This is a genomic window from Ensifer sp. R1-3, assembly GCF_056739175.1.
On sequence record NZ_CP096517.1, the window covers coordinates 446,219 to 469,401 of the forward strand.

Genomic DNA, 23,183 nt, shown 5'->3' on the forward strand with positions numbered 1-23,183 from the left:
CTCTTGGCATCTGTCCTTTCAAGTGCCGAGGCGTCAGAATCAGACTGTCTGCGCATGTCTCCGAGGTAGCAGCCAGAGGAGAAAGGGGGCGGCGGGGGATGGCAGTTTAGCCCGGAGGAGAGGCTCTCGGTGGTCCGACCCGACGCCTCAGTCCTCACCCTGGCAATTCCACCTTCATCTTCCCCAACCAAGTCCGGCGCTCCGATAGGAGCACTGGGCCTTCGGCATTTTCAGGAGAGCATCATGACTATGTCCGCATTCAATCGGCACTGCGCCGCCGCGCCCGTTTTTCTGAACTTCCGCTCGGAGTCATTCAGCCCGTGTGCTTCGCCAGCCTATTGGGGCGGCCCGGGCGACACACTCTTCTCATTCAAGGATCGGGAAGCCTTCAAACGATAGCGCGCGACTGCCGAGCGCGATTTCCTCCATGTCCATCAGCTTAGCGCAGAGAGACCGCAACCTGGATCACCGCTGGGTGCAAGGCCGTTCTGCATGACTTGTCTGTCGCCGGCGTTGCGGCGTTCGTCGAACTGGAGCTCGCACCCTGCTGAAAGTCGCGTGCTGGCTGCCTAATCGCCCCGGAGGGAGAGAGGGGCCAGAGAGGGACGGCCTGCTGGGGCTTGGAGAGCGTCCGGGCGGGCAGTTCCATCCCGCTCTCGACAGGGTTTTCCCATGAACGTGACCTCCTTTCGCGCCGCGAACGCGGCCGCCGTCCCGCTGGCTCCCTCCGTCCGTGCCGACCGTGCAGGAAAAAATCTTGTTGCAGGCCATCAGCTTTTGCCGTTTCTCGAACGCGGCCAGGCAATTGGCACCACCGATCTTCGCGCTACCCTAACCAATGTCGTCGGAGGATCGGACGCCGAAGGCTTTTCGGCGCGGAAGGACGCCTATGCGGCGACCGAGGTCGCGCAGATCCTGTTTCTGCGCAAACTGGGTGCAGCGATTTCCGCTCGCGCGAACGCGCCTCAGGCGGCGCTGGTCATGCTGAAGAAGGTCGTGGGCCCGATCCTGACCCACACACGGCGCTCCGAGGAAAGCCAACAGCTCCAGCAGTTTTCCACGCCGCTGCCGCTTGGCCTTGTCGCGGCTCACGCCGCCGGCGTCATTGCGAACGATACCCTGCATGAACCGTCCGCCGGTACCGGCTTCATGGCGATCGTACAGCCGCCGCGCTTCCGCATGATCGCCACCAACGTCAAGGCGGAACGGCGCTTCCTGTCAACAATTGCTCGGCGCCTTGACGCACTCGACGCGATTACCCGGGGTCAGCGCCAGACCGGCGGGCTTTCACGGTTTAGCCGGAATTTCGGGCTCGATCAGACGGAGGTCCTCAACGCCGACCAGGTCTGGCAATCGCTTCTCGGCGGCTCCTCGGTCGTTGCCCTCGCCGGCGGTATGACGACGTTGCGCCGAGTTCGGTTGATGGGCGACCATCGTGTCGCACTCAGTGGCTCCACCGACGGGATGCGGGACAGGCTCAAATCAATGGGTCTGTTCTCCGAGACGATCGCCTGGAAGCTCAGGTTCTTCATTCCGAGATCCGAGGAAGGATCGGCGATCCTCGCCCGCCTCGTCGAACGGCATCCGATCGTCGATGTCACTGGACCGGTGTGATCGCCATGCTGTCCGCTTCTCAATTGGCGGATCGTCTCGCGCGCGACGCCGAGGCGGTCTGCCGTCATTACCTCTCCGCCGGTCATCGGGCCGGCAACTATTGGATCGTCGGCGACGTCGCGAACAGCAAGGGCAAGTCGCTCTATGTCCATCTCTCCGGCCCGCGTGCCGGACGGTGGACGGATGCAGCAACCTCTCAACATGGCGATCTTCTCGACCTCGTTCGAGAGACCTGCGGGTTGGTGGACTTCCGTGATGTCGCAGACGAGGTGCGGCGTTTCCTAAGCCTTCCCCATCCTGCGCCGTCCCACAGGGGCGACGCCCACACCGATCCGCCGGTCGATAGACCGGCAGGCGAACGCGCAAGACGCTTGTTCCGGATGACGAAGCCGCTCGCCGGCACACTGGCCGACAGCTATTTGCGCCAGCGGGGCATCCTGCGGGCAGCTCTGCACCAGGCGCTCCGCTTCCATCCCTCGTGCTTTTACCGGGACCTCGTGACCGGCAGGACGTTTAGCTATCCGGCGCTGATCGCAGCCGTGACCGATCCCTCCGGGGCGATCACCGGTGTGCATCGCACCTGGCTCGATCCGGGGGGCGACGGAAAGGCGAAGGTGGACGATCCCCGCCGCGCGCTCGGCGGGCTGCTCGGAAATGCCGTGCGCTTCCGGTTTCCCGCCCATGGCCCAGTGCCGGTCACGGCCGCGGGCGAAGGGCTCGAAAGCATCTTGTCGGTCGCGCACGTGATGCCCGGTATGCCGATGGCCGCGGCGCTGACCGCCAATCACCTTGCCGCCTTTCGGCTGCCCGATGGTTGCCGGCGCCTTTACATCGCAGCCGACGCCGACGCGGCCGGCCGGCATGGCGCCGAGCGGTTGAGCCGCCGCGCGCAGGCGCTCGGGATCCTACCGCTCGTGCTTGCCCCGGAGCTCGGCGACTTCAACGAGGACCTGCTCCGGCTCGGATCCGACCGGCTCACTGTGCACCTGAGAGCCCAGCTCGCGCCGGAAGACGCCGAGGCGTTCTTGCCCACCTGATGCTGCTGGACGGGAAGGCGTGGGGAGGGCGTGGCGTGGCAGAGAAGGCCGAACCCTGCTGATCGCGTACGGGTGGGCGGCGCCCGCGGACCTGCCGAGAGACGACCCTTACCATACGGCAGGCGGGTCTTCAGCGGGTCAGTCAGGTTTCTTCCCCTGCCGGGCCGCTTCGCAACCCGGCATTCCTTGCGGGCCAAGAAACCCTCCCTCAGCCGCCCGGCGCTGCGCTGGGCCGCTTCGCTGCGCTCGCGGTTCCGGCCCGCCGCCGCATGGACAGGGATCGCCGTCAGGCCGCGAAAGCCGCGGCCCAAAACCGACGGAGATCATCATGAGTCTTACCTCGTCCCTCGACGACGCCTTCGAGCCCCACCACGCGTCTTCCCCAACCGACCGCTTCATCTACGAGATGCAAATCTACGGCCATCGCCCTTTCCAGGACGAACCAGACCCGCGCCCACTTCCCGAGGAGCCGGTCGTTCAGTCGGCGCTGACTGCGATGTTCGACGCCATGTTCGAGATGCTCGGCGACACGCGGCTGGAACCCGATCTCGAAGATCTGCTCTGGTCGACGGTCAATCTCTTCCACCGCGCCGGCGAGCGCATCCAGCGCGAGCTCCAGCGCAATGAGGACGCGCAGCGCGCCGGACAGAGCGAGCAGGACGGCTCGGAGGTGAAAAGCGTCGAGCTTGAACGCCTGATCGCCGAGGGCATCACGCTCCTCGAGCGCCGCAACGCCTTCGAGTTCATGCGCGACTATGCAGCCGATCTCTTCGAAGCTCAGACCGGATCCGCCTGGCGGCCGCGGACCGGCTCCAAGGTCAGCCATGCCAATATGACCGCGGCGATGATCGACAGCCGCGACTTTCTTTCCGCCCGCCGCCGCGCCGAGACCGAGGTGCTGATCCCGGCCGGCACCAAGATCGCCTTCGGCGGCGGCATCGACTACAACGATCACGAACGGATCTGGGCGAAACTCGATCAGGCCTTGGCGAAACATCCTGATATGGTTCTGCTGCATGGCGGCTCGCCCAAGGGAGCAGAGCGCATCGCCGCCTGCTGGGCCGAGGCGCGCAAGGTGACGCAGATCGCCTTCAAACCGAATTGGACGAAGCACGCCAAGGCGGCACCCTTCCGCCGCAACGACGACATGCTCTCGGTCATGCCATCAGGCGTCGTCATCTTTCCCGGCTCCGGCATCACCGAGAACCTCGCCGACAAGGCTCGCCGCCTTGGCATCCCGGTCTGGCAGGCTTCGGGAAGCGGCGCGTAAGCGCCGTTTTCTTGCAAATCTGGAAAAGATGGTTCTCACCAAGCACCAGAAACCCCGCTTCGTGCTGATGAGCTACGAATACTACGAGCAGATGCGCACCGGCGGCGATCCGCGCAGCGTCCATCGCGCTTCCGAGATGCCGGAGGAGCATAGGGAGCTCTTCGCCGCGGAGATCGACCGGCTGGCGCGGCCGAAAGGTATGACGATGAGTCGTGAGTTCCTGCCCGGTCAGGTGATTGCTTATCCCTATCTCTGGGCGTGGCAACACGAGCGCGGCGAATGGCTCTCACGCATCTGGCGCTTCTCGCGTTCACAACCCAGCCGCCGCAGGCCGATAGGATCGCCTTGGAAGTTTCTGATATCGAGTGCCGGCGGGCAGGCCTTAGCGATCGCAAGCGCTGCTGGGTCGTTGTCGACGAATACAATTACGATGTCGCCGAACGATCCTGGTACATCGGGCCGGACGAGCAGGCGCTTGGCCGGTTCAGCAAGGCCTTCATGATGAGGATTGCCGCAGCCTTTGGCGAGGCGCCGCGCAAATCGGGCCGACGCGTCAATCGGACGGAGTAAGTGAAAGCCGGAGCCACACTTTCCTAGGCCCACGGATCGGAGCATGCGAGCGTCTGTCGAGGCGACAGCGATTGTGTCGGGACGTGACCGTGGCAAGATCGCCTTGGTCGATCTCCGCACCGGCCAGCGCATCGAGATATCGCGGTGCTGATGGCTGGCATGGTCACCGCGGTCGTCTCAACATGCAGGCGAGAAAGGCCGCGCCCTTCCGCCTCACGACAACATGTCCTCGTCATGCCGGCCGGGTCTCCGTCTCTCCACGCGGCTCGACAAGCTTTCATTTCTTGAAAAATGTGTACACATTTCCCACTGAAACGGAGCCTCGCCATGCCTCAATCCCGGCAGCAGACACCAACTCCCCGCCGCGTCGGCGTGCGGGAATTTCGCGGCAACCTGACGTCCTTCCTCAAGCAGGTCGAAGACGGGCAGAGGTTCGTCCTCACGTCCCATCATAAGGTCGTTGCGGAAATCGGACCGCCGTCGTCAGACGTCGTCATACGGAAACCAGGAGCATTGCGCGGAAAGATCAAACTTGCCGATGACGTCACTTGCTCGGATCCTGTTGTCTCGTGATCTCCGACGGGCTTGGTTGCACTGCCCAAGCCGGCTCCGATCGCTCGGATGGCACGCTTGCCAGCGGCGATGTGCCTGGCGAAGACCGACGGCTCAGATGGCCGGGCGCGCGGAGGGACGAGTGGGGAAAGATCACTCGTCTGATGTCCACGCGATTAGCTTCATCCGGTACTGCCGCACGGTCTGCAGGCGCCATACCGTGGCCGCGTCGACCTCTCGGATCAACAAAGGGATGATATCGAAAGGGGTGCCCACCCGTTTGCTGTAGTTGGGAGCGGGCGAGGGTACGCAATTGACTGGCTTGCAGGCAAAACGTTCAAGGGATGCGCGGCCGATATCCCGCAGCGCTGGGTCGGGCGGCTATGGTGGTTTGTCGCGTCCTTCAGTCGCCCCGAACCATTCCCGTTTTATGTCGCTCGTATAGACGACCGCCTGCTTTTGCGGCCAACCCCTAAAGGGGTAAGTCTCGAGCCGAAATTTTTGAAAAATTCGATTTCGGTTCTTTTTCTCTCGGCGGAAAATAGAATTTTGCAAAAATTTCGGCCGAGCTGACCGCAGCAGGTCGGCCGTCTCTTCGTGCGCCATCGGGAATGGTCCCGAGCAACCGAAGGAGACAGAACCATGGCCACCACGATCGCAACCCTGACGCAGAAGACCGACGGCATCCTCGAAGGCGTCTTCGCCACCATCCGGGTCAACGCCCCGATCGCCATCATCCCGAACGCAAGCAAGTCGAGCGAAGAAGCCCCCGATTACCGCGTCATCCACCGCAAGACCGGCTTCGAGATCGGAGCGGGTTGGAACCGCATCGCCCGCCAGACGGGCGAGGAATACCTCTCGGTGAAGCTGGAGGCCCCCGAGATCGGCGTGATCTTCGGCAACCTCGCACCGGCACCCGGCGGCGATCCCAGCAAGAAGGTGATCCTGTGGAACAATCCGGACTGACGAGCCAAGCGAGCGGCCCCGAGCAATCGGGGCCGCTTTCGCCGTTTCATCGTTTCGCGCAGCATCGGGAGCAAAAACGGGCATCGAGCCCGATTGTGCTCCTCCTGCCGTGCCACACGAGAGGAAAGCCTGTCTGCTCAGATAGCCAAGTCTGCCGTGAGCATCGCGCCGCCTCAAGGACTTCGCGGCCCCTCCAATTTTCAACCGCTGCCCTGAAGGGCACCGTCAGAAAATCGGTTCCTCCGCTCGCCGCCTCCGGCGGTCGCTGACGCGATCCTTGACCCGGCCCGATCCTCACGACTCCGGGCGTCATCTTTCACACTATCCAAGGAGATGACGACGATGACGATTGCACTTGAAATCCAGGTAGAAGAACTGCGCGCCGAGCTCAGGAACGCGGACGCCGCCGAACGCTGCCAGATCAAAGCGGAGCTGGAATTGGCTGAGGCCGAACTGGCCGCAGCGATCGCCGAACTGGAGGGCACCATTGACGCCGCGCCGCCCTTCTGAGGGCGGCGTTTGCCCTCTCGCTTGGGTCGATCTGGGCTTGCGGATAAACTCTCAGGAAACGGATAGTCTCCTGCCGAGGGAACCGGTCAGTCGACAGAGCCTCAAAGCGCTTAACGCGAAACCGACGCGACGAGCCGAAGCGGTACTTTCCCTGCGCTTCGGTTCATCGTCGGGCCTCCGTTCGTGAGCGCCTTCGGCATCGTCAGAGCGGCGGTTTACAGCGCGTGGTATCTCGCCTTCCATATCCTTTGCATGCTTCGCCCAATCACAGTTTCATGATGCTATGGTCAAGGTGCCGATCTCGATCGTGGTATACGCCCGTCCTACGCGGGCCAATGGCATGTCCTTCTGGGCGTTCGATCTGACGGCGCTCGGGCTTGTTGCCCTTGCGATCGGCTACACGATTTTCCTCGACTGGTTCACTCCGCGCGGCGCGGAGGACCCGTTTGCGCGGCGGCGCCGTTCTGATCGATGGGGCTTCTCCCAACGTGACACTGGCGGCTCCTCAAGGGATCGCCTTGACGAAGCGATTGGCCTTCGCCGCCTCGTTCATGTCCTTCCGTCGGAAGTAGATCGCGCGCCCGCAGCGGATCGGGCTGTGGCCCTGGACGATGATGATCTGTTCGTCCTTTCGCATCGACTGGGTGATTTCGTGCGGCATGATCAGCGGCCGGCGCTGGTAATTGACGTTTTCCGATTTGCGCGGTGCGCTGTTCTTCGTGTCCCACCCGATATTGCGGGAGCTTCCTTTTACCTCAACCGTCATTTCTCCGCATTGCGCCGAAATGTTGCGCGCCGTGTCCAGCGCCTTAACTGCGGCATAGGAGGCGAAGGCGCATCCGTCGATCCACGACACCGCACCGTCCCTCCCGAAATGCCGCTCCAGCTGCCCTAGGGATTGGTACAGCAGCATCATGCTGATGCCGTACTTGCGGCCGCGGTCGCGTGCCTCCTCGAGGAGGCGCATGTAGCCGAGGAGATCGACCTCATCCAACATGAACAACGCCCGGCGCTTGAATGAGCCATCGGCCTGGATCATGGCATTGATCAGCGAGCCGATGATGACGCGGCCGATGCCCGGATAGGAGCGCAGGATCGACGCGGGGATGTTCAGGAAAACGTCCTTCTTGCCCGAGACGATATCGCTCGACTTGAACGCGTTGCCGCAAACGAGTGCGGCGTAGCTGTCGAGCGACAGCCACTGCGTATCCTTCGACGCCGTAGAGTAGACGCCCGAAAAAGTCTGCTCGGTCATATTGGTGAAGACGCCGAGCGTTTCGCGGATGAAAGCGGACGCGGAATGCTCCTGAATGTCACGCAGCATCGCCAGCACCGACGGCTCTGGCTCGGATACGATCTGCCGGAGACTGCGTAAGGTTCGCCGTCCGGCATAGTCGGGCGACAGCATCACATGGGCGAGCAGGCCGGTCAGGAGATTGTGCGCCTGGTTCTGGAAGTAAGAGCCGGTCGAGCTTTCGAAGCGCACACTTTCTGACAGCAGCATGTGGGCAATGCCGACGATGTCCTCTTCCTTTTGCCGTGAGTGCTCGATCCCGTCGAGCACGTTGAAGCCCATGATCGGGTTCGTCGGATCAAGCACCATCACCTCGCGGCCGAGCACGCGGGTTCGGTGCTCGACCACCATGGGCGCGACCTCGGTCGACGGATCGAGGCAGATGAGCGGCCCGGTATAACGCAGCGCCGTCGGCACGACGTTGCTGGTCGTCTTGTATCCACCCGAGCCCGCAAAGAACAGCATATGGGTGGAATCGAAGTCCTGGCGGTAGGTCAGCAAAGGGGCCTTGCCGCCTTGGCCCCAAGTCGCCGGATCGTTTGGATCGAAGGGCAGTTCGTGGACAATGTCCTTGTCGACGCGGTAGCGCTCCCCGATGACGATCTCGCCGTCCGGCGGAAACAGCTTTCCAGCCGCCGCCATCGGCAGCCAGTCCGCGTCACCGAAGGTTCCGCGCTTAGCGCGCTTTACCGGTTCGGGCACGACGGTGGAGATGCGCGCGGAGACAGCGACGGCCATAAAGCCAACGACCGCGCCGACGACAGCGACCATGTCGAGGTAGGACAGCGCCCGGTCCCATGATAGCGCACCGCTTTCCACGGAGGGGGACAGCCGGCCGAATTCACGGAGCGCGTAGAAGCCCGCGACCGTCAGAAAACAGGCGAGGCTCGCCATTGCGACTGGCCTTCGCCGGTGCAATGGCAAGGCCCAAACGGCCAACAGGCCGGCGAGCGGCCCGAACAGTAGCGCTGGCACGGGCGCCGCCCGCAGGAACCAATATGCCGTCTTCCCCGGCATGCCGGCGGCGAGCCCCGGCCAGCGCCAGCCGACGACATAGACGGCAGCGGCGGTGACGGCGACGGGGAAGAGAATGACCAACAGGCTCGGATGTGGTTTTGCCTTCAGTGCCATTCCGCCGTCTCCGCCTTGCCAGGCGAACCGCCATCAAGCGCGGGAGCCTTGAAGGCTTCCTCGCCGATATCGCGCAGCCGCCGATGCTCGGCAGAGCCGGGCGTGACCCTCGCCAGTTCGATGAAGCCGCCGAGCAGAAACGCCCGGTCCGCCTTCGTCAGTCCGGCCCTGACGACGATGCCGCCGAGCCGGAATTTCTCGCGGGCCTCGTTCTTGCGATCAGCCGTCATGAGAAACCTCCGCCGCCGTTCCAGTTGCGCCAGCTGCTGGCCGACGCGGCGAAGCAGTTGCGTGATCCACCCCCTTCTTCTCGTCATTGCGAAATCGCGCGGCCATTTCTTCGAAGATCCGGTCAAGCTCCTCCTCCGTGATCTCCATCTCCGCCAAACCTGATTTTGTCGCGGCGCGCGCAAACCGTTCGGCGGATTTTACTATCAGCGATCGTCGGCGCGCACGCAGCTTTTCGATCTGGGCGTCGATGTCGGCGATCGATGATTTTGCAGCCATTCGAATGTGTCCTTTCCGGTTCGAGCAATCTCTACGGCGTGGTTATACTATCTAGTATAATATAGTTAAATAGACTAGCCTGCAACCGAGAAGCGGCATCGGCCCTGGCAGGCCGATCGGTTTGAGGGCGCAATATACGTCGCTGGCGCGACGTGCCTGGACAAGTCTGGAGACATCAGTGGCGATCATGTTCGTCAGAGCGCAGGTGATCGGCAGGGGAGCGGGACGCAGCATCGTCTCGGCCGCCGCCTATCGCCATCGCACCCGGATGATCGACGAGCAGGCCGGAACCTCGTTCAGCTATCGCGGCGGCGCCTCGGAGCTGGTGCATGAGGAGCTGGCGCTGCCGGACGATATCCCCGCCTGGCTGAAGGCGGCGATTGACGGGCGATCGGTCGCCAAGGCGAGCGAGGCGCTCTGGAATGCGGTTGAGGCTCACGAGACGCGGGCGGACGCGCAGCTGGCGCGCGAGCTGATCATCGCTTTGCCGGAAGAGCTGACCCGGGCGGAGAACATTGCCCTGGTGCGCGAGTTCGTCCGGGACAATTTGACGTCGAAAGGCATGGTCGCCGACTGGGTCTATCACGACAAGGACGGCAATCCGCACATCCATCTGATGACCGCGCTGCGTCCGCTGACGGAGGAGGGGTTCGGGCCGAAGAAGGTTCCGGTCCTGGGCGAAGACGGCGAGCCGCTGCGTGTCATCACGCCGGACAGGCCGAACGGCAAGATCGTCTACAAGCTCTGGGCCGGCGACAAGGAAACGATCAAGGCCTGGAAGATCGCCTGGGCGGAAACCGCCAACCGGCATCTGGCGCTTGCCGGCCACGAGATCCGCCTCGACGGCCGCTCCTATGCCGAACAGGGCCTCGACGGCATCGCACAGAAACATCTTGGGCCGGAAAAGGCGGCGCTCGCCCGCAAGGGCGTCGCGATGTATTTTGCGCCGGCCGATCTCGCCCGCCGGCAGGAAATGGCCGACCGGCTGCTGGCCGAGCCTGAGCTTCTGTTGAAGCAGCTTGGCAACGAACGCTCCACCTTCGACGAGCGCGATATCGCCAAGGCGCTGCACCGCTATGTCGACGATCCCGTCGACTTTGCCAATATCCGGGCGCGGCTGATGGCGTCCGACGAGCTGGTGCTGCTGAAGCCGCAGCAGGTCGATGCCGAGGCCGGCAAGGCGAAGCAGCCGGCGGTGTTCACCACCCGGGAGATGCTGCGCCTCGAATATGCCATGGCGCGGTCGGCTGAGGTGCTGTCAAGGCGCAAGGGCTTCGGCGTCTCCAACGCGCGAGCCGCCGCAGCCGTCCGAAGCATCGAAACGGCTGATACCGAAAAGCCCTTCCGGCTCGACCCCGAGCAGGTCGATGCGGTCCGTCATGTTACGCGTGACAACGCCATCGCAGCCGTCGTCGGTCTTGCCGGGGCCGGCAAGTCGACGCTGCTGGCGGCCGCCCGCGTCGCCTGGGAAGGTGAAGGCCGGCGGGTGATCGGCGCAGCCTTGGCCGGCAAGGCGGCCGAGGGGCTGGAGGACAGTTCCGGCATCCGGTCGCGCACGCTGGCTTCCTGGGAACTGGCCTGGGAAAGCGGATGCGAACAGCTCCAGCGCGGCGATGTGCTGGTGATCGACGAGGCCGGCATGGTGTCGTCGCAGCAGATGGCGCGTGTCCTGAAGGCGGTGGAAGATGCCGGCGCGAAAGCCGTGCTGGTCGGCGACGCGATGCAGCTGCAGCCGATCGAGGCGGGTGCGGCGTTCCGGGCGATCACCGAACGGATCGGCTTTGCCGAACTTGCCGGCGTGCGCCGCCAGCGTGATGCGTGGGCGCGCGATGCCTCGCGTCTCTTCGCCCGCGGCAAGGTCGAAGAGGGTCTCGATGCCTATGCGCAGCAGGGCCGCATTGTCGAGACCGAAACCCGCGCCGAGATCGTCGACCGCATCGTTGCCGATTGGGCCAATGCCCGCCGTGACCTGCTTCAGAAATCCGCCGACGGCGAACATCCGGGCCGCCTTCGCGGCGACGAGCTGCTGGTTCTCGCCCACACCAACGATGATGTCCGGAAGCTGAACGAGGCCCTGCGCAACGTCATGATCGGCGAGGGCGCGCTTGCAGGGGCGCGGGAATTCCAGACGGCGCGTGGGCTTCGCGAGTTCGCCGCCGGCGACCGGATCATCTTCCTGGAAAACGCCCGCTTCGTTGAGCCGCGGGCACGGCGGCTTGGACCGCAATACGTGAAGAACGGCATGCTCGGTACGATCGTTTCCACCGGCGACAGACGCGGCGATACGCTGCTGTCGGTGCGCCTCGACAGTGGCCGCGACGTCGTCATCAGCGAGGACAGCTATCGCAATGTCGATCACGGCTATGCCGCGACCATCCATAAGTCGCAAGGGTCGACCGTCGACCGCACCTTCGTGCTCGCCACCGGCATGATGGACCAGCATCTGACCTATGTGGCGATGACCCGCCATCGCGACCGCGCCGATCTTTACGCGGCGAAAGAGGACTTCGAGGCGAAGCCGGAATGGGGTCGTAAGCCGCGTGTCGACCATGCCGCCGGCGTCACCGGCGAACTGGTGAAAGAAGGGATGGCGAAGTTCCGGCCCAATGACGAGGATGCGGACGAGAGCCCCTATGCCGACATCAGGACCGACGACGGCACCGTCCAGCGGCTCTGGGGCGTCAGCCTGCCGAAGGCGCTTAAGGATGCTGGCGCCGCGGAAGGCGACACGATCACGTTGCGCAAAGACGGCGTGGAGCGGGTCAAGGTCCAGGTTCCGATTGTCGATGCGCAAACCGGTGAGAAGCGCTTCGAGGAACGGCAGGTCGATCGCAATGTCTGGAGCGCAAGCCAGCTGGAAACCGCCGCGGCCCGCCAAGAGCGGATCGAGCGCGAGAGCCATCGGCCGCAACTGTTCAAGCAGCTCGTCGAGCGCCTGTCGCGCTCCGGCGCCAAGACAACGACGCTCGATTTTGAGGATGAGGCCGGTTATCAGGCGCAGGCCCGCGACTTTGCCAGACGGCGCGGGCTTTATCATCTCTCGCTGGTCGCGGCCGGAATGGAAGCGGAGGTGTTGCGGCGTTGGGCCGGGATTGCCGAGAAGCGGGAGCAGGTGGCCAAGCTCTGGGAGCGGGCGAGCGTTGCGCTCGGCTTTGCGATCGAGCGGGAACGGCGTGTCTCCTACAACGAGGAACGGACCGAAACCCTCTCGACCGGAATTCCGTCGGATGGAAAATATCTGGTCCCGCCGACCACGACATTCTCCCGCAGCGTCGCGGAGGATGCACGTCTTGCGCAGCTCTCCTCGCAACGGTGGAAGGAGCGGGAGGCGATCCTGCATCCGGTGCTCGCGAAAATCTATCGCGATCCTGATGGCGCGCTGTCGGCGCTGAATGCGCTGGCATCGGACGCCGCCATCGAGCCGCGCAAGCTTGCCGACGATCTCGGCAAAGCACCCGACCGGCTTGGCCGACTGCGCGGGTCCGAGCTCGTGGTCGACGGCCGCGCCGCGCGCGACGAGCGCACCGCGGCGACAGTCGCGCTGTCGGAATTGCTGCCTCTGGCACGCGCTCACGCGACCGAGTTCCGCAGAAACGCCGAACGCTTCGGTATCCGCGAGCAGCAGCGGCGCGCGCATATGGCATTGTCGGTTCCGGCGCTCTCGAAAACGGCGATGGCGCGCCTGGTCGAGATCGAGGCGGTCCGCGAGCAAGGGGGAGACGACGCCTACCGGACCGCCTTCACCTATGCCGTCGAGGACCGCTTGCTGGTCCAGGAGGTCAAGGCCGTCAACGAGGCCTTGACCGCACGCTTCGGCTGGAGCGCCTTCACCGCGAAGGCGGATGTGATTGCCGAGCGCAATATCGCCGAGCGCATGCCGGAGGATCTTGCTCCCGAGCGTCGCGAAAAGCTGACGCGCCTGTTCGCCGTCATCAGGCGCTTCGCCGAAGAACAGCACCTTGCCGAGAGACAGGATCGGTCGAAGATCGTTGCCGGCGCCAGTGTCGAGTTGGGGAAGGAGACTTTTGCCGTGCTGCCGATGCTTGCGCCTGTCACCGAGTTCAAGACGACGGTGGACGAGGAAGCGAGGGAGCGAGCGCTCGCCGCTCCTCACTATGCACATCACCGCGCGGCCCTCGTTGAAACGGCAACACGCGTCTGGCGAGACCCAGCAGACGCGATCGGCAAGATCGAGGATCTGATCGTCAAGGGGTTCGCGGGTGAGCGGATTGCGGCGGCCGTTAGCAATGATCCCGCCGCCTATGGGGCGCTGCGCGGTTCCGACCGCATCATGGACAAGTTGCTTGCCGTCGGCCGGGAGCGGAAGGGCGCACTTCAAGCTGTGCCGGAAGCGGCAAGCCGCATCCGTTCCCTCGGCGCGTCCTATGCCAGTGCCCTCGATGCCGAAACTAGAAGTATCACCGAGGAGCGCCGCCGGATGGCGGTTGCCATTCCCGGTTTGTCGCCAGCGGCCGAGGACGCGCTCAAGCGGCTGGCGGCGCAGATCAAGAACAAGGACGGCAAGCTCGACGTCGCCGCGGGCTCGCTCGATCCGCACATCGCCCGAGAGTTCGCCAAGGTCAGCCGCGCGCTCGATGAGCGCTTCGGCAGAAACGCCATCCTGCGCGGCGAGACGGACGTCATCAATCGCGTCTCGCCGGCCCAGCGCCGCGCCTTCGAGGCGATGCGGGACAGGCTGACGATCTTGCAGCAGGCCGTTCGCATTCAGAGCAGTCAGGAGATCATTTCGGAGCGGCAGCGGCGCGTCATCGATCGCGCTCGCGGCGTCACCCGATGAGCATATTGAAGAAAGCAGAAGGAGAGACGAATGCCTGAACGGGGAAGCTCTTACGACGCGGTCGTTCGCCCCGAGATCGCCATCGAGATCGTCAACCAGGCGCGCGATCGTCCCCGGTCGCGTCTACGAGCTTGAGGACAAGGATCCTCGGTGGCGCCAGAATTGCTCAAACGCGATTGGCGACCAGCGATTGACGTAGTTGCACAGATTTCCGCCATTCGGTGTCGATTTCTAAGGGCTGCAGTGGTGGACAGTCGAAGTGGATGCGAAGCTGCCGAACGGCAGCTTCGCATCCACTTCGGGACATATACCGGTGGCACTGCAAAGTCGTGTCTCGGACCCAGCCGCTGTGTTTGACAAATTGTGCAGCTGCCGTCTTGAGCCGGATCCATATCCGTGAAGCGGCACAAGAACGATGGCGCCCATGCACTTTCACTCCCGCAGACCAATGAACTACTCGGCGGCTGTCTCCCCCTTCTGCGCCGCGGCCGCATTCCTCTTCGCGATTGCGTCGCGTGTCGCGGCGGCGGCCGCTGTCGCTTGCGCTTCATCACCAGCGACCTGAACGGTCGGCGAGGCAAAATGGATGCTGTTGGCCGCGAAGGCATCCTTGATCATGGCCTGGGCCCGGCGCCTGATCTGGGTCTGGTGTCCGGGCTTCGTCGTCATGGCGAAACTTAAGGTGATGCCATAGTCGCCGAACTGCTCGACGCCCTTCATCTTCACCGTTTCTATGATCAGCGGCCCGAGTTCGGGATCGTCGAGGAGCGCGGCGCCTATGCCCTTGACGACCTTCTTCACCTTGGCAACGTCGGCGTCGTAGGAGACGTTGATCATGAACTTGTCGATAACCCAGTCGCGGCTCATGTTCTGGACAGCGCCGAGCGAGCCGAAAGGAACGGTGAACACCGGTCCGCGGTGATGCCGAAGCTTCACCGAACGGATGCTGAAGGATTCCACTGTGCCTTTGTAGCTGCCGCTTTGGATGTATTCGCCGACCCGAAAGGCATCGTCCATCATGTAAAACACGCCACTGAGGATATCCTTGACCAGTGTCTGTGAGCCGAAGCCGATGGCGACACCAAAGACGCCGGCACCGGCGATCAGCGGGCCGACATGAACGCCGAGGCCGGAGAGCACCATCATGCCGGCGACGACCGCGATGAAGGCCGCGAGAAAATTGCGCAGGATCGGCAGCAGCGTGCGCAACCGCATGCTGCGGGCGAGTTGCGCTGAGTCGGCACCGTTGACGCTCGCCCGCCTCAGGTGCAGATCGATGAAACCCTTCGCCAGTTGCCAGATCAGATCTGCCGCAAGCAGAATAACTACGCCTGCAAGAAGACCGCGGAAGATCCGGTTGAAAACATCGTCCTGCATCATCGCACTGCCGTTGATACGGAAAACGACGGCGAGCCAGGCGGCCGCGAGCGCTATGATCGCGAACCGGGCACCCCGGTCAATCAGGACGTTGCGCATGACCCGGACGTTATCCGCCGCTTCGGCGTCCAGCATTGTCTTTGTAGTGGCACTGGTGAAACGCAACAGCGGCGGCAGGCCGAGTACATAGATGCCGAGCCAGAACAGCACCTTCATGCCCGCGACCCAGACGAGCCACAGCAGCACAAGGAAGCCGATGAGCAGCGCATTGCGCATTATCCGCCGTCCGGCTGACATTTCCGCGACGGGTCGGCGCAACACGGTATCGATCGCCAGGCCCAGTACGACGAGGCCGAGGGCGGCAGCCGTAAGATCGCGGACGTCGGCCGGAAACGCGAGTGCCTGCATCACGTCGATAACGGCCCACAGGAAAGCAACGGAACAGGCAAACAGCACCAACCGTCTGTGCCAGAAATGCGCTGCTTCCGGCGTGAGAGATACGCCCGCCTCCAGCGCCCTGCCGTCCTCTGCTGGCTTGAACACGGCCGCAGCGATTGCAACCAGCAAGCGGGCGGCGATCCAGGCGATGAGCAGCGGTGCGACCGCCACCTCGAGCTGGCGTGGCCAGCCGGCTAACACGAAGGCCGCGATCGCTGCGATCGCGAAGACGACCAGCGGTGCGATGCGAAGAAGAGCGTCAAGACCAGGCCCGAACTGAGCCAAGCTTCGGCTTGCACTGCGCCGCAGGAGATAACGCAGCAGGAACTCGGCGCCGTAGCCGGCAAGGAGCAAAAAGGCGAAGCCGCGCAGGATCGGCATCGTCCCTTGGTGCATCTCGGCCGCGATGCGCTCTCTCGCCGCCATCCACTCGGGAACCACCCGCGGCACGGCGTTCCGCATGCCGCCAAGGTGTCTCCTGACTTCTGCGATCCATTGGGATGCGAGACCCGCCGGTGCCGTGGCGGCGGCCGGCGCCGCGGCCTGCTCGGCGGTGAGCCATTGCCGGACTTCCGGGTCGTCCAGCAATTCGATCAGTTGCTGGACCTTCGCGGGCGGCGCGGTAGCGGTCGCCGGCTCCTGTGCTGCCACCGTAGAGGCAAGCCCGAAAACGAGCTGGAGACACAGAACGATCGCGGCAAGGCCTCTATCACCATGCTTGAAGACTGCACTCATCTGCTTCCAGTCCTTTGCACCGGTTATAGACGGCCACGATACCCAGGCGGGCGGATTACGTCGTTGCACCGGCCCGTAGGCTTCCGAGACGAGCAAGAAGGCGCCGCCAGTCAAGGATCCGGCGCTCCTCCAATTCAATGCCCTGTCAGTACAAGCGTCTGCACCGGCAGGAGCAGCGCTTGCAGCCGGAGGATCATGGCGTGTACCAGCCCCACGGCGTCCACCATGTGCAGGAACAGCCAGCGCGGTGTGCTAATGTCCGGCGAGTGCAATTCGTCGTGATTGCTGGTGTAGGCGTTGGCGATGCAACTGCTTCCGGGCGGGATGCCAGTGAACTGGCCGTCGAAAAGCGGTTCCAGGAAAGTGGTCAGCGTCCCAGGACGCGACATCTGTTGCACGTCGGCGAGCTGATCGGTCGGGCGAATCTGCCCGGTGGCGATAACGTTCTGGACCTCTGTTACCACCATCGGAATAATGGTGAAGGGTTTGCCGACGCAGGTCGCCTCGGCGATCATGCCCGGCTTCATCACCTGGGCCTCGATCTGGCCAAAGCCGGCGATCAGCCCAATCCGGCGATCATCAGGCACCAGGATGCCGGCGGAGCGGATCATCGGATTGACGATGTCGCCGGGCCGCAGAGCAAACTGCTGAAGCATACCGGCGGTGCCTGCACGCACAATGGTTTTGTCGAGTTCGACCTGGGCCTGGGCTAGCGCTGCCTCGGCGCTGGCCTTCTGCGCTGGCAGAAGGGAGGCGATTTTCGTCTGAAGGGTCTGCTTGTTGGCAACGGCGGCGGCAAGCGCACCGTTGCGGCCGTCCACGGCCACCTGACGCCTTTCGATTTCCCGCCTTGCCACCACGTTCGGGTTGCGACGATTGAGCTCAACCTGTGTGTTGAGTTCGTCCAGCGCCTGTTGGTACGCGCCTTGCGCTTGTGCGATCATCCCATCAGCCGCCGCCAGTTCGGTCTGCGCGACCGCCGTCTCAGCGTCGATTTCGGCGACGCGCCGGCGGGCCGTTTCAAGCGCCGCCCGCTGTTCCGTGTTGTCGAGGCGGAAGAGGGGAGCTCCCGCCGCGACTTTCTCGTTCGTGCCGACGAACACTTCGGCCACGCGTCCGGTCGACTCGGGCAAGATGGTAACCGTGCGGAAAACGGCTGTGACGTTCTTTGTGGAAGGATGAAAATAGAAAATCAGCGTGATCAGCGAAAGGGTGAGGATCACGCAGGCGGTGATACCCCAACGCAGCTCGAACCACATGGAATAGAGATTGATCTCCCGGCCGATCCTCTTTCCCTGAACATAGCGGCGAAAGAGAAAGTCGGGAAAGATCGTCAGCATCGAGCAGATCATGAACTCCAACATGGCTCAACCCCTCCGCTCTGATAAGGTGTCGCTGGCCGAAGGCCCCGGTTCGAACGGTGTCCATTCGGGCTGCGCTGGGTGCGGTTTTGTCGGTTTCTCTTGTGGTTCCATCAACGCGGTTTCCAGCGGCCGATCGTTCCGATCGGCAATTTTCCGAAGCGAGTCGGCCATCGAGGTGATGGGAGACGAGAAATCCGGAAACTCGATCAGTGCCAGCAACAGCGCGGCGATCCAGAACAGATGATTGTGGGTGAACAGCGCGATCAGCGACAGAACGGCGACCAACTGTAGCTGAACCTTGCTCGCGCCATGCGCCATGTGCTCCGGCAGCGCGTGCAGCCGTAGATAGAGAATGCCGATCAGGAAGATCAGCAGCAGCACGAACACCACCATGACATTGAAGAGAATATCCGTGTCCCCCGGAGCGGTGATGAACACAGGGAGATGATCGACTGCGGCCGGATGCAATGTCTCTGCCATTTCTGCGACCCCTAGAATGCTGTTTTGATCTAGCCCTTGCGGGCCTGGCTGCTTCAGAGGTAAGCGGTTCAGTCGTTGACCACGTTCCAATTGTCGTCCGGATCGAAGCGGTCGATGAAGGGCACGATCTCCGCGGTGCTCGCTCCGAGGTCCCTTTCATAGACGATGCCCTGTTGGTTGACGACAAAGGTCTTCACGCCGGTTTCGGCATATGTGACCGGCCAGGCGATCAATCCGTAGCCGGCGATCATGTTGCCGTTGATGACGTAGTCGTGCCGACCGCCGGCTATGTTGTCCCCCTGTGAGGTCAGGATGCGGAAGCGATAACCGAAATAGCCTTCGCCGGCCTTAGCCTTTTCCAATGCGGCTTCGCTGATGGCGTCGCCGACAGGGCTTTCGCCATCGCCCTGGTCGGCCGGCCAGTAGAGGCCGTCGGTCTGGCCCGGACTGCTGATCAGCTTCTGGGCATATTCGAAGACGCCGTCCGCATCGCGATCCCGTTCCGCATAGTCCTTCTGCGCCTCGACATAGGCCCGTACCGTCTCTATCGCCTCGAGCTCGTTCTCGCCGACGCGGCGGTTGACGATCTCTTCGAGCCCGACATAGGTGTCGAAGGCCCATTTGCCTTCCTCGCGCTCGGTGATCGGGAACGGCAGCGGCCACAGCCGGTCGCCGATCTCGAGGATCTTGCGATTGTCGAGATCGCGCACGACGACCTTGCGGGCCGCGCCCTCGCGGATGAGATTGAAGGTCTCCATCGCTCCTTCACCCGTCCTCAGCTTTGCGGCGTCAAGGCCAAGGAGTTCTGCAAGACCGTCGAAGTCATTGGTGGTCAGCGCCGACTTGAAGGCGTCGACCGCCTTCGATGGATCGTCGAAGGCAGGCGGGTCTTCTGCGGCGGCATAGTCATCGACGCTTACCGACGGCTGCGCCTGCGCGAGTGCCACATTGATCGGCGCATTGACGAGCGTGAGCGTAATTGCCGATCCGAGGAGAAGAGTATGCAAGAGCTGTGTCATGGTCGTGCTTCCCCTTCGTTCAACGTCTGCGACCGCCACCGCCGCCACGCTTGATCGCCTTGTGCGATCCGCCGCCGCGATGGCCGCCGCCCATGCTTTCGCCGCCGCGACGCGACGACGCCACCTCCCGCCGCCCGGATGAAACATTGCCGAGGCCGGACGGCTTCTTTGGCCGGTTCTGCGCCTTGGCCGCCATCTTCGGCTTGCCAGCCGGGCGGTTGACCTGCGAGGGCTTCTTGCCCTTGGGACGGTTGACGCTGGCCTTCGAACCGCCGGGTGCGGCCTTCGCGACCGCCCGCGCGCCGCCGGGGCCTGCGGCTGGCCGCACCTCTGGTCGCGGTTGCGCCTTCAGGCCCTCGAGTGTGCTCCTGCGGACATCCTTGACCTGGGCGGCGCCCGCGCCCGGACGTGCGCCCACCCGGTCGCGATTGATTTCGGCGGCACGGTTGCGGATGTTGTTGTCGCCGTCCGCCTTGATGTTGTTCTTGATGTTCGCACGGTCGAACTTCTGGAACTGGTCCCGATCGATCTGAAGCTTGCTGCGGTCGACGTTTTTCCAGTCGATATCGCTCCACTTGATCTTGCCGTCGATATCGATGTTGTTGAAGCACTTATTGCAATCGACGTCGATGTCGCCGTTCCAGCGACCGCCCCAGACGCCCCAATCATCCCAGTCCACGACGGCGGCGAATGCCGCGCCTGTCACCGCTCCGGCGAAGAAGGTCGCAGCCGGATAGTAGTAGGCCGGATAGGGATCCGGATAGTAGGCCACCGGAGCTGGCGCGTAATCCGGCTCGTAGAGCATCTCCGGCGGATATTGCGGCACGTAGATTATTTCAGGGCTCGCCGACTGAATGATGATGTTGTCACCCTCCTCGACCACCTTCACCTTGTCATCGGACTTGATGATATCCTTGGCGAGTGCCTCGTCGCGCAATTGCTGGATGGCGATGAGCACGTCCTTCTGCTGATAGGTGATCGCCTGGCCGAAGCTTTGCGTCCATTCGAGTTCCTCGCTCATCATCTTGACGATATCGGGATAGTTGAGCAGCGAGATCACGCTGCCGTCCCAGCCTTCCTTTGGCATCAGGTCAGGGTTCTTCTTGCGCGCCTCGAGAAACCGTTCCGCCTCAACGACCTGCAGGGGAAAAAGCGACGCGGCCGAGACCAGCGCGACTAACTCGTCCGCATAGAGCGCGATACGGGCGACGAGCACCTCGAGTTCATCCTCGGAGAGCGGTTCTGGGGCGGCTTGCTCCTGCCCGGAGGGGGTAGGCGCTTCTTGTGCAAGAGGTGCGGTCACCTGCAATGACAGCATGATCGTCATCGCGCTGCTCAGTGCAATGATCCTCGGCGGTATCATCGATTCACTCCTCCCCGAACCTGTGCGGAATGCTCACTGCACGTCCTTTCGCTATCGCTACGTCCCAGGTGCCGTGCATGTGCTGACAATCTGAGGGGACCGAAGCACGTCGGATCAATGCAACCGACACTCACCATAGGTGAATTTTAGTGGTAAGCTAGCGTCTAGAATATTGTCCTTTAGGGCAACCGACGAAGTAATCTTTCAAGGTCATTTCAGAAGCGTTCCTCGATAATTTCCAGCCACCTGGTGTCGCATGATTGCTCGGTCCCAGGCACGTTTCGGCAGAATCCGTGTGAGCCCCTCATGCCTGAACGCGTCCGCCTTCATCTGTCTTCTGTTGGTCGTGATTTTCGCGGCGACCGGAATTTGTCCTGCGCAAGGCGCAGGGCCGGTTCCACGTGTCCTGATCCTCTACCCCTATGATGAGCGCATTCCCGCTACGAATATCGTCGGTGAGGCCGCGAGAACTCGGCTCGTCGAGGCGACCTCCGGCAAGGTCGAGGTCTTCTCGGAGTTCCTCGATCTTTCGAGATTTCCGAAGAAAGGCCACGTCGATCGCATAGCGCGCTATCTCGCTGAGAAGTACAGCGATGGCCGACCGGACCTGGTCATCGCCCTGGGTGAGGAATCGACCCGTTTCATTGTTGCGAACCGAAATGCAATCGCGCCGGATGCGAAAATCGTCTTCGGCGGATTCGGCAGTGCCACTGCCGAGGAGTTGCGCTTGCCAAATGACGTCGTGGGCGCATTGACGGAATTCGAGATAAGGAAAACCGTCGAGATGGCGATCGGATTGCAGCCGGACGCCCGGCAAGTTGTGGTGATTGCGGGATCTGCCGAATTCGACAAAGCATGGGTCGCGGCGGCGCAGGAAGACCTGATCGGCCTGCCGAGCTATATTGAGACGACCTATCTCACCGGATTGTCCATCGAGGAGTTTGTCGAGCGCGTGGCAGCTCTTCCGCCAGACACAATTGTCGTCGTCTTGACCGTGCTAAGTGATCGCACCGGCCGGAACTTCGTCCCGCGCAATTCACTGGAAAAGATCGCGAAAGCGGCCAGCGCCCCGGTCTATGGTCCATATTCCACATATCTGGACCATGGCGTCGTCGGCGGCAATGCGGCGACTTTCGAATCCACCGGGACCGCCGTCGCCGGTCTTGCCATCGACGCCCTTGCCGGCAAGGCGATCACCGATATCACCGTACCGCAAAGCTACATGGCCGATTCACGGCAATTGCGGCGTTGGGGGCTTTCCGAAGCCGATCTTCCGCTTGGCACCGCCGTATTGTTCAAGGAAAGGTCGCTTTGGCAAGAATACTGGAAGGAGATCATAGCGATATCCGCCTTTGTCGCAGCTCAAAGTCTGGTTATCGTTTCGTTGGTCCTTGAACGCCGTCGCCGGGCAGCCGCGGAGTTTCAAGCGCGTCATCGTCTTCTCGAGGTTATCCATCTGAACCAATCGGCCACTGCCGGTGCACTGTCGGCCTCGATCGCCCATGAGCTCAATCAACCGCTCGGTGCCATCCGCATCAACGCCGAAACCGCAGCCCTGATGCTCGAGAGACCGAATCCCGACTTGAAGCTGATCCAGCAGATTCTCGCCGACATCCGCGACGACGACCAGCGCGCTGGCGACATCATTGACCGGATGAGGGGATTGCTGAGGAAGCGCAGCGAGATCGACTGGCAAGAATTCGACTTGAACGATGTCGTTCGGAGCGCGATTCACATTCTTCACCCGGAAGCTCAGCGACGAGATGTGACCGTCAGTTCCGTTGCGTCCGCGCAAGGGCTGCCGGTTCGCGCCGATCGGGTGCATGTCCAGCAAGTCATTCTCAACCTGGCGATTAACGCGATGGACGCCATGCTCCAAGCACCGACCGCCGAGCGAAATCTGATGTTTCAAACGACGATGGTAGAGAGAAATGAAAAGGTTGAAGTGTCGATTTCCGACACCGGGAGCGGGATTCCAAGCGACAAGCTCAGCAACATCTTCGATGCTTTCTATACGACCAAGCCTACTGGCACCGGGCTTGGTCTTTCGATTGCTCGCGTCATAATAGAAATCTATGGTGGCAAGCTCTGGGCCGACAACCGCCCGCAGGGCGGTGCTGTCTTTCGCTTTGTCCTGCCCCTCGCGCGACCGGGGTGA

General features: G+C 62.8%; 16 protein-coding genes and 1 pseudogene. 9 read left to right on the forward strand and 8 right to left on the reverse strand.

The window, feature by feature from the left end; translation table 11 throughout:
• The first annotated feature begins 672 nt into the window (after positions 1 to 672).
• The 7 genes and pseudogenes from M1D43_RS27150 to M1D43_RS27180 all read left to right on the forward strand — a co-directional run bounded on the left by M1D43_RS27150 (position 673) and on the right by M1D43_RS27180 (position 6,519).
• On the forward strand, positions 673 to 1,614 hold the full coding sequence (locus tag M1D43_RS27150; protein ID WP_498814712.1) for a strawberry notch C-terminal domain-containing protein: 942 nt from the start codon (positions 673 to 675) through the stop codon (positions 1,612 to 1,614).
• A 5-nt stretch (positions 1,615 to 1,619) separates the two neighbouring features.
• A complete protein-coding gene (locus M1D43_RS27155; protein ID WP_015242406.1) occupies positions 1,620 to 2,651 on the forward strand; it encodes a DUF7146 domain-containing protein in 1,032 nt (343 codons plus the stop codon).
• 328 nt (positions 2,652 to 2,979) lie between these two features.
• Entirely contained in the window at positions 2,980 to 3,921 is a 942-nt protein-coding gene (locus tag M1D43_RS27160) for a DUF2493 domain-containing protein (protein ID WP_088196104.1), read from the forward strand.
• Positions 3,922 to 4,126: 205 nt separating this feature from the next.
• Positions 4,127 to 4,491, forward strand: a pseudogene (locus M1D43_RS27165) (hypothetical protein).
• Between the two features lie 327 nt (positions 4,492 to 4,818).
• Positions 4,819 to 5,064, forward strand: a complete 246-nt coding sequence (locus tag M1D43_RS27170) for a type II toxin-antitoxin system Phd/YefM family antitoxin (RefSeq protein WP_498814714.1) — start codon at positions 4,819 to 4,821, stop codon at positions 5,062 to 5,064.
• A gap of 621 nt (positions 5,065 to 5,685) precedes the next feature.
• Positions 5,686 to 6,009 carry a DUF736 domain-containing protein gene (locus M1D43_RS27175; RefSeq protein ID WP_010967482.1) on the forward strand — a complete coding sequence of 108 codons (324 nt, stop codon included), beginning with the start codon at positions 5,686 to 5,688 and terminating at the stop codon, positions 6,007 to 6,009.
• Between the two features lie 342 nt (positions 6,010 to 6,351).
• Positions 6,352 to 6,519 carry a hypothetical protein gene (locus tag M1D43_RS27180; protein WP_014531615.1) on the forward strand — a complete coding sequence of 56 codons (168 nt, stop codon included), beginning with the start codon at positions 6,352 to 6,354 and terminating at the stop codon, positions 6,517 to 6,519.
• 505 nt (positions 6,520 to 7,024) lie between these two features.
• On the opposite strand, the gene traG is transcribed toward M1D43_RS27180, so the two are convergent.
• Genes traG through M1D43_RS27195 form a run of 3 tightly spaced genes read right to left on the reverse strand, consistent with a single transcriptional unit; the run spans position 7,025 to position 9,451 of the window.
• Complete coding sequence (gene traG, locus M1D43_RS27185) at positions 7,025 to 8,944, reverse strand: Ti-type conjugative transfer system protein TraG (protein ID WP_498814715.1); 1,920 nt, start codon at positions 8,942 to 8,944, stop codon at positions 7,025 to 7,027.
• Positions 8,935 to 9,174, reverse strand: a complete 240-nt coding sequence (locus M1D43_RS27190) for a conjugal transfer protein TraD (RefSeq protein WP_498814717.1) — start codon at positions 9,172 to 9,174, stop codon at positions 8,935 to 8,937. The genes traG and M1D43_RS27190 overlap by 10 nt, the downstream gene beginning before the upstream one ends.
• Positions 9,164 to 9,451: a TraC family protein gene (locus M1D43_RS27195; protein ID WP_017275861.1), complete on the reverse strand. Its 288-nt coding sequence runs from the start codon at positions 9,449 to 9,451 to the stop codon at positions 9,164 to 9,166. Before M1D43_RS27195 ends, M1D43_RS27190 begins: the two co-directional genes overlap by 11 nt.
• A 178-nt stretch (positions 9,452 to 9,629) precedes the next feature.
• Between M1D43_RS27195 and traA the strand changes: the two genes are divergently transcribed.
• Positions 9,630 to 14,249 (forward strand): Ti-type conjugative transfer relaxase TraA, encoded by a 4,620-nt coding sequence (gene traA, locus M1D43_RS27200; protein WP_498814718.1) that lies wholly within the window; start codon positions 9,630 to 9,632, stop codon positions 14,247 to 14,249.
• A 453-nt stretch (positions 14,250 to 14,702) separates the two neighbouring features.
• On the opposite strand, the gene M1D43_RS27205 is transcribed toward traA, so the two are convergent.
• From M1D43_RS27205 to M1D43_RS27225, 5 genes are all read right to left on the reverse strand, one after another.
• The gene (locus M1D43_RS27205) at positions 14,703 to 16,799 is read right to left on the reverse strand and encodes a mechanosensitive ion channel family protein (RefSeq protein ID WP_127624233.1); all 2,097 of its coding nucleotides are present in this window, start codon (positions 16,797 to 16,799) and stop codon (positions 14,703 to 14,705) included.
• 134 nt (positions 16,800 to 16,933) lie between these two features.
• Entirely contained in the window at positions 16,934 to 18,163 is a 1,230-nt protein-coding gene (locus M1D43_RS27210) for an HlyD family secretion protein (protein WP_028011581.1), read from the reverse strand.
• 3 nt (positions 18,164 to 18,166) lie between these two features.
• Positions 18,167 to 18,643, reverse strand: coding sequence for a hypothetical protein (locus tag M1D43_RS27215; RefSeq protein ID WP_127624232.1), 477 nt, complete (start codon positions 18,641 to 18,643; stop codon positions 18,167 to 18,169).
• Between the two features lie 68 nt (positions 18,644 to 18,711).
• On the reverse strand, positions 18,712 to 19,662 hold the full coding sequence (locus M1D43_RS27220; protein WP_498814720.1) for a DUF2950 domain-containing protein: 951 nt from the start codon (positions 19,660 to 19,662) through the stop codon (positions 18,712 to 18,714).
• A gap of 19 nt (positions 19,663 to 19,681) precedes the next feature.
• A complete protein-coding gene (locus M1D43_RS27225; RefSeq protein ID WP_498814722.1) occupies positions 19,682 to 21,025 on the reverse strand; it encodes a DUF3300 domain-containing protein in 1,344 nt (447 codons plus the stop codon).
• Positions 21,026 to 21,281: 256 nt separating this feature from the next.
• Here M1D43_RS27225 and M1D43_RS27230 point away from each other — a divergent pair, with 256 nt between their 5' ends.
• Positions 21,282 to 23,183: a sensor histidine kinase gene (locus M1D43_RS27230; RefSeq protein ID WP_498814723.1), complete on the forward strand. Its 1,902-nt coding sequence runs from the start codon at positions 21,282 to 21,284 to the stop codon at positions 23,181 to 23,183.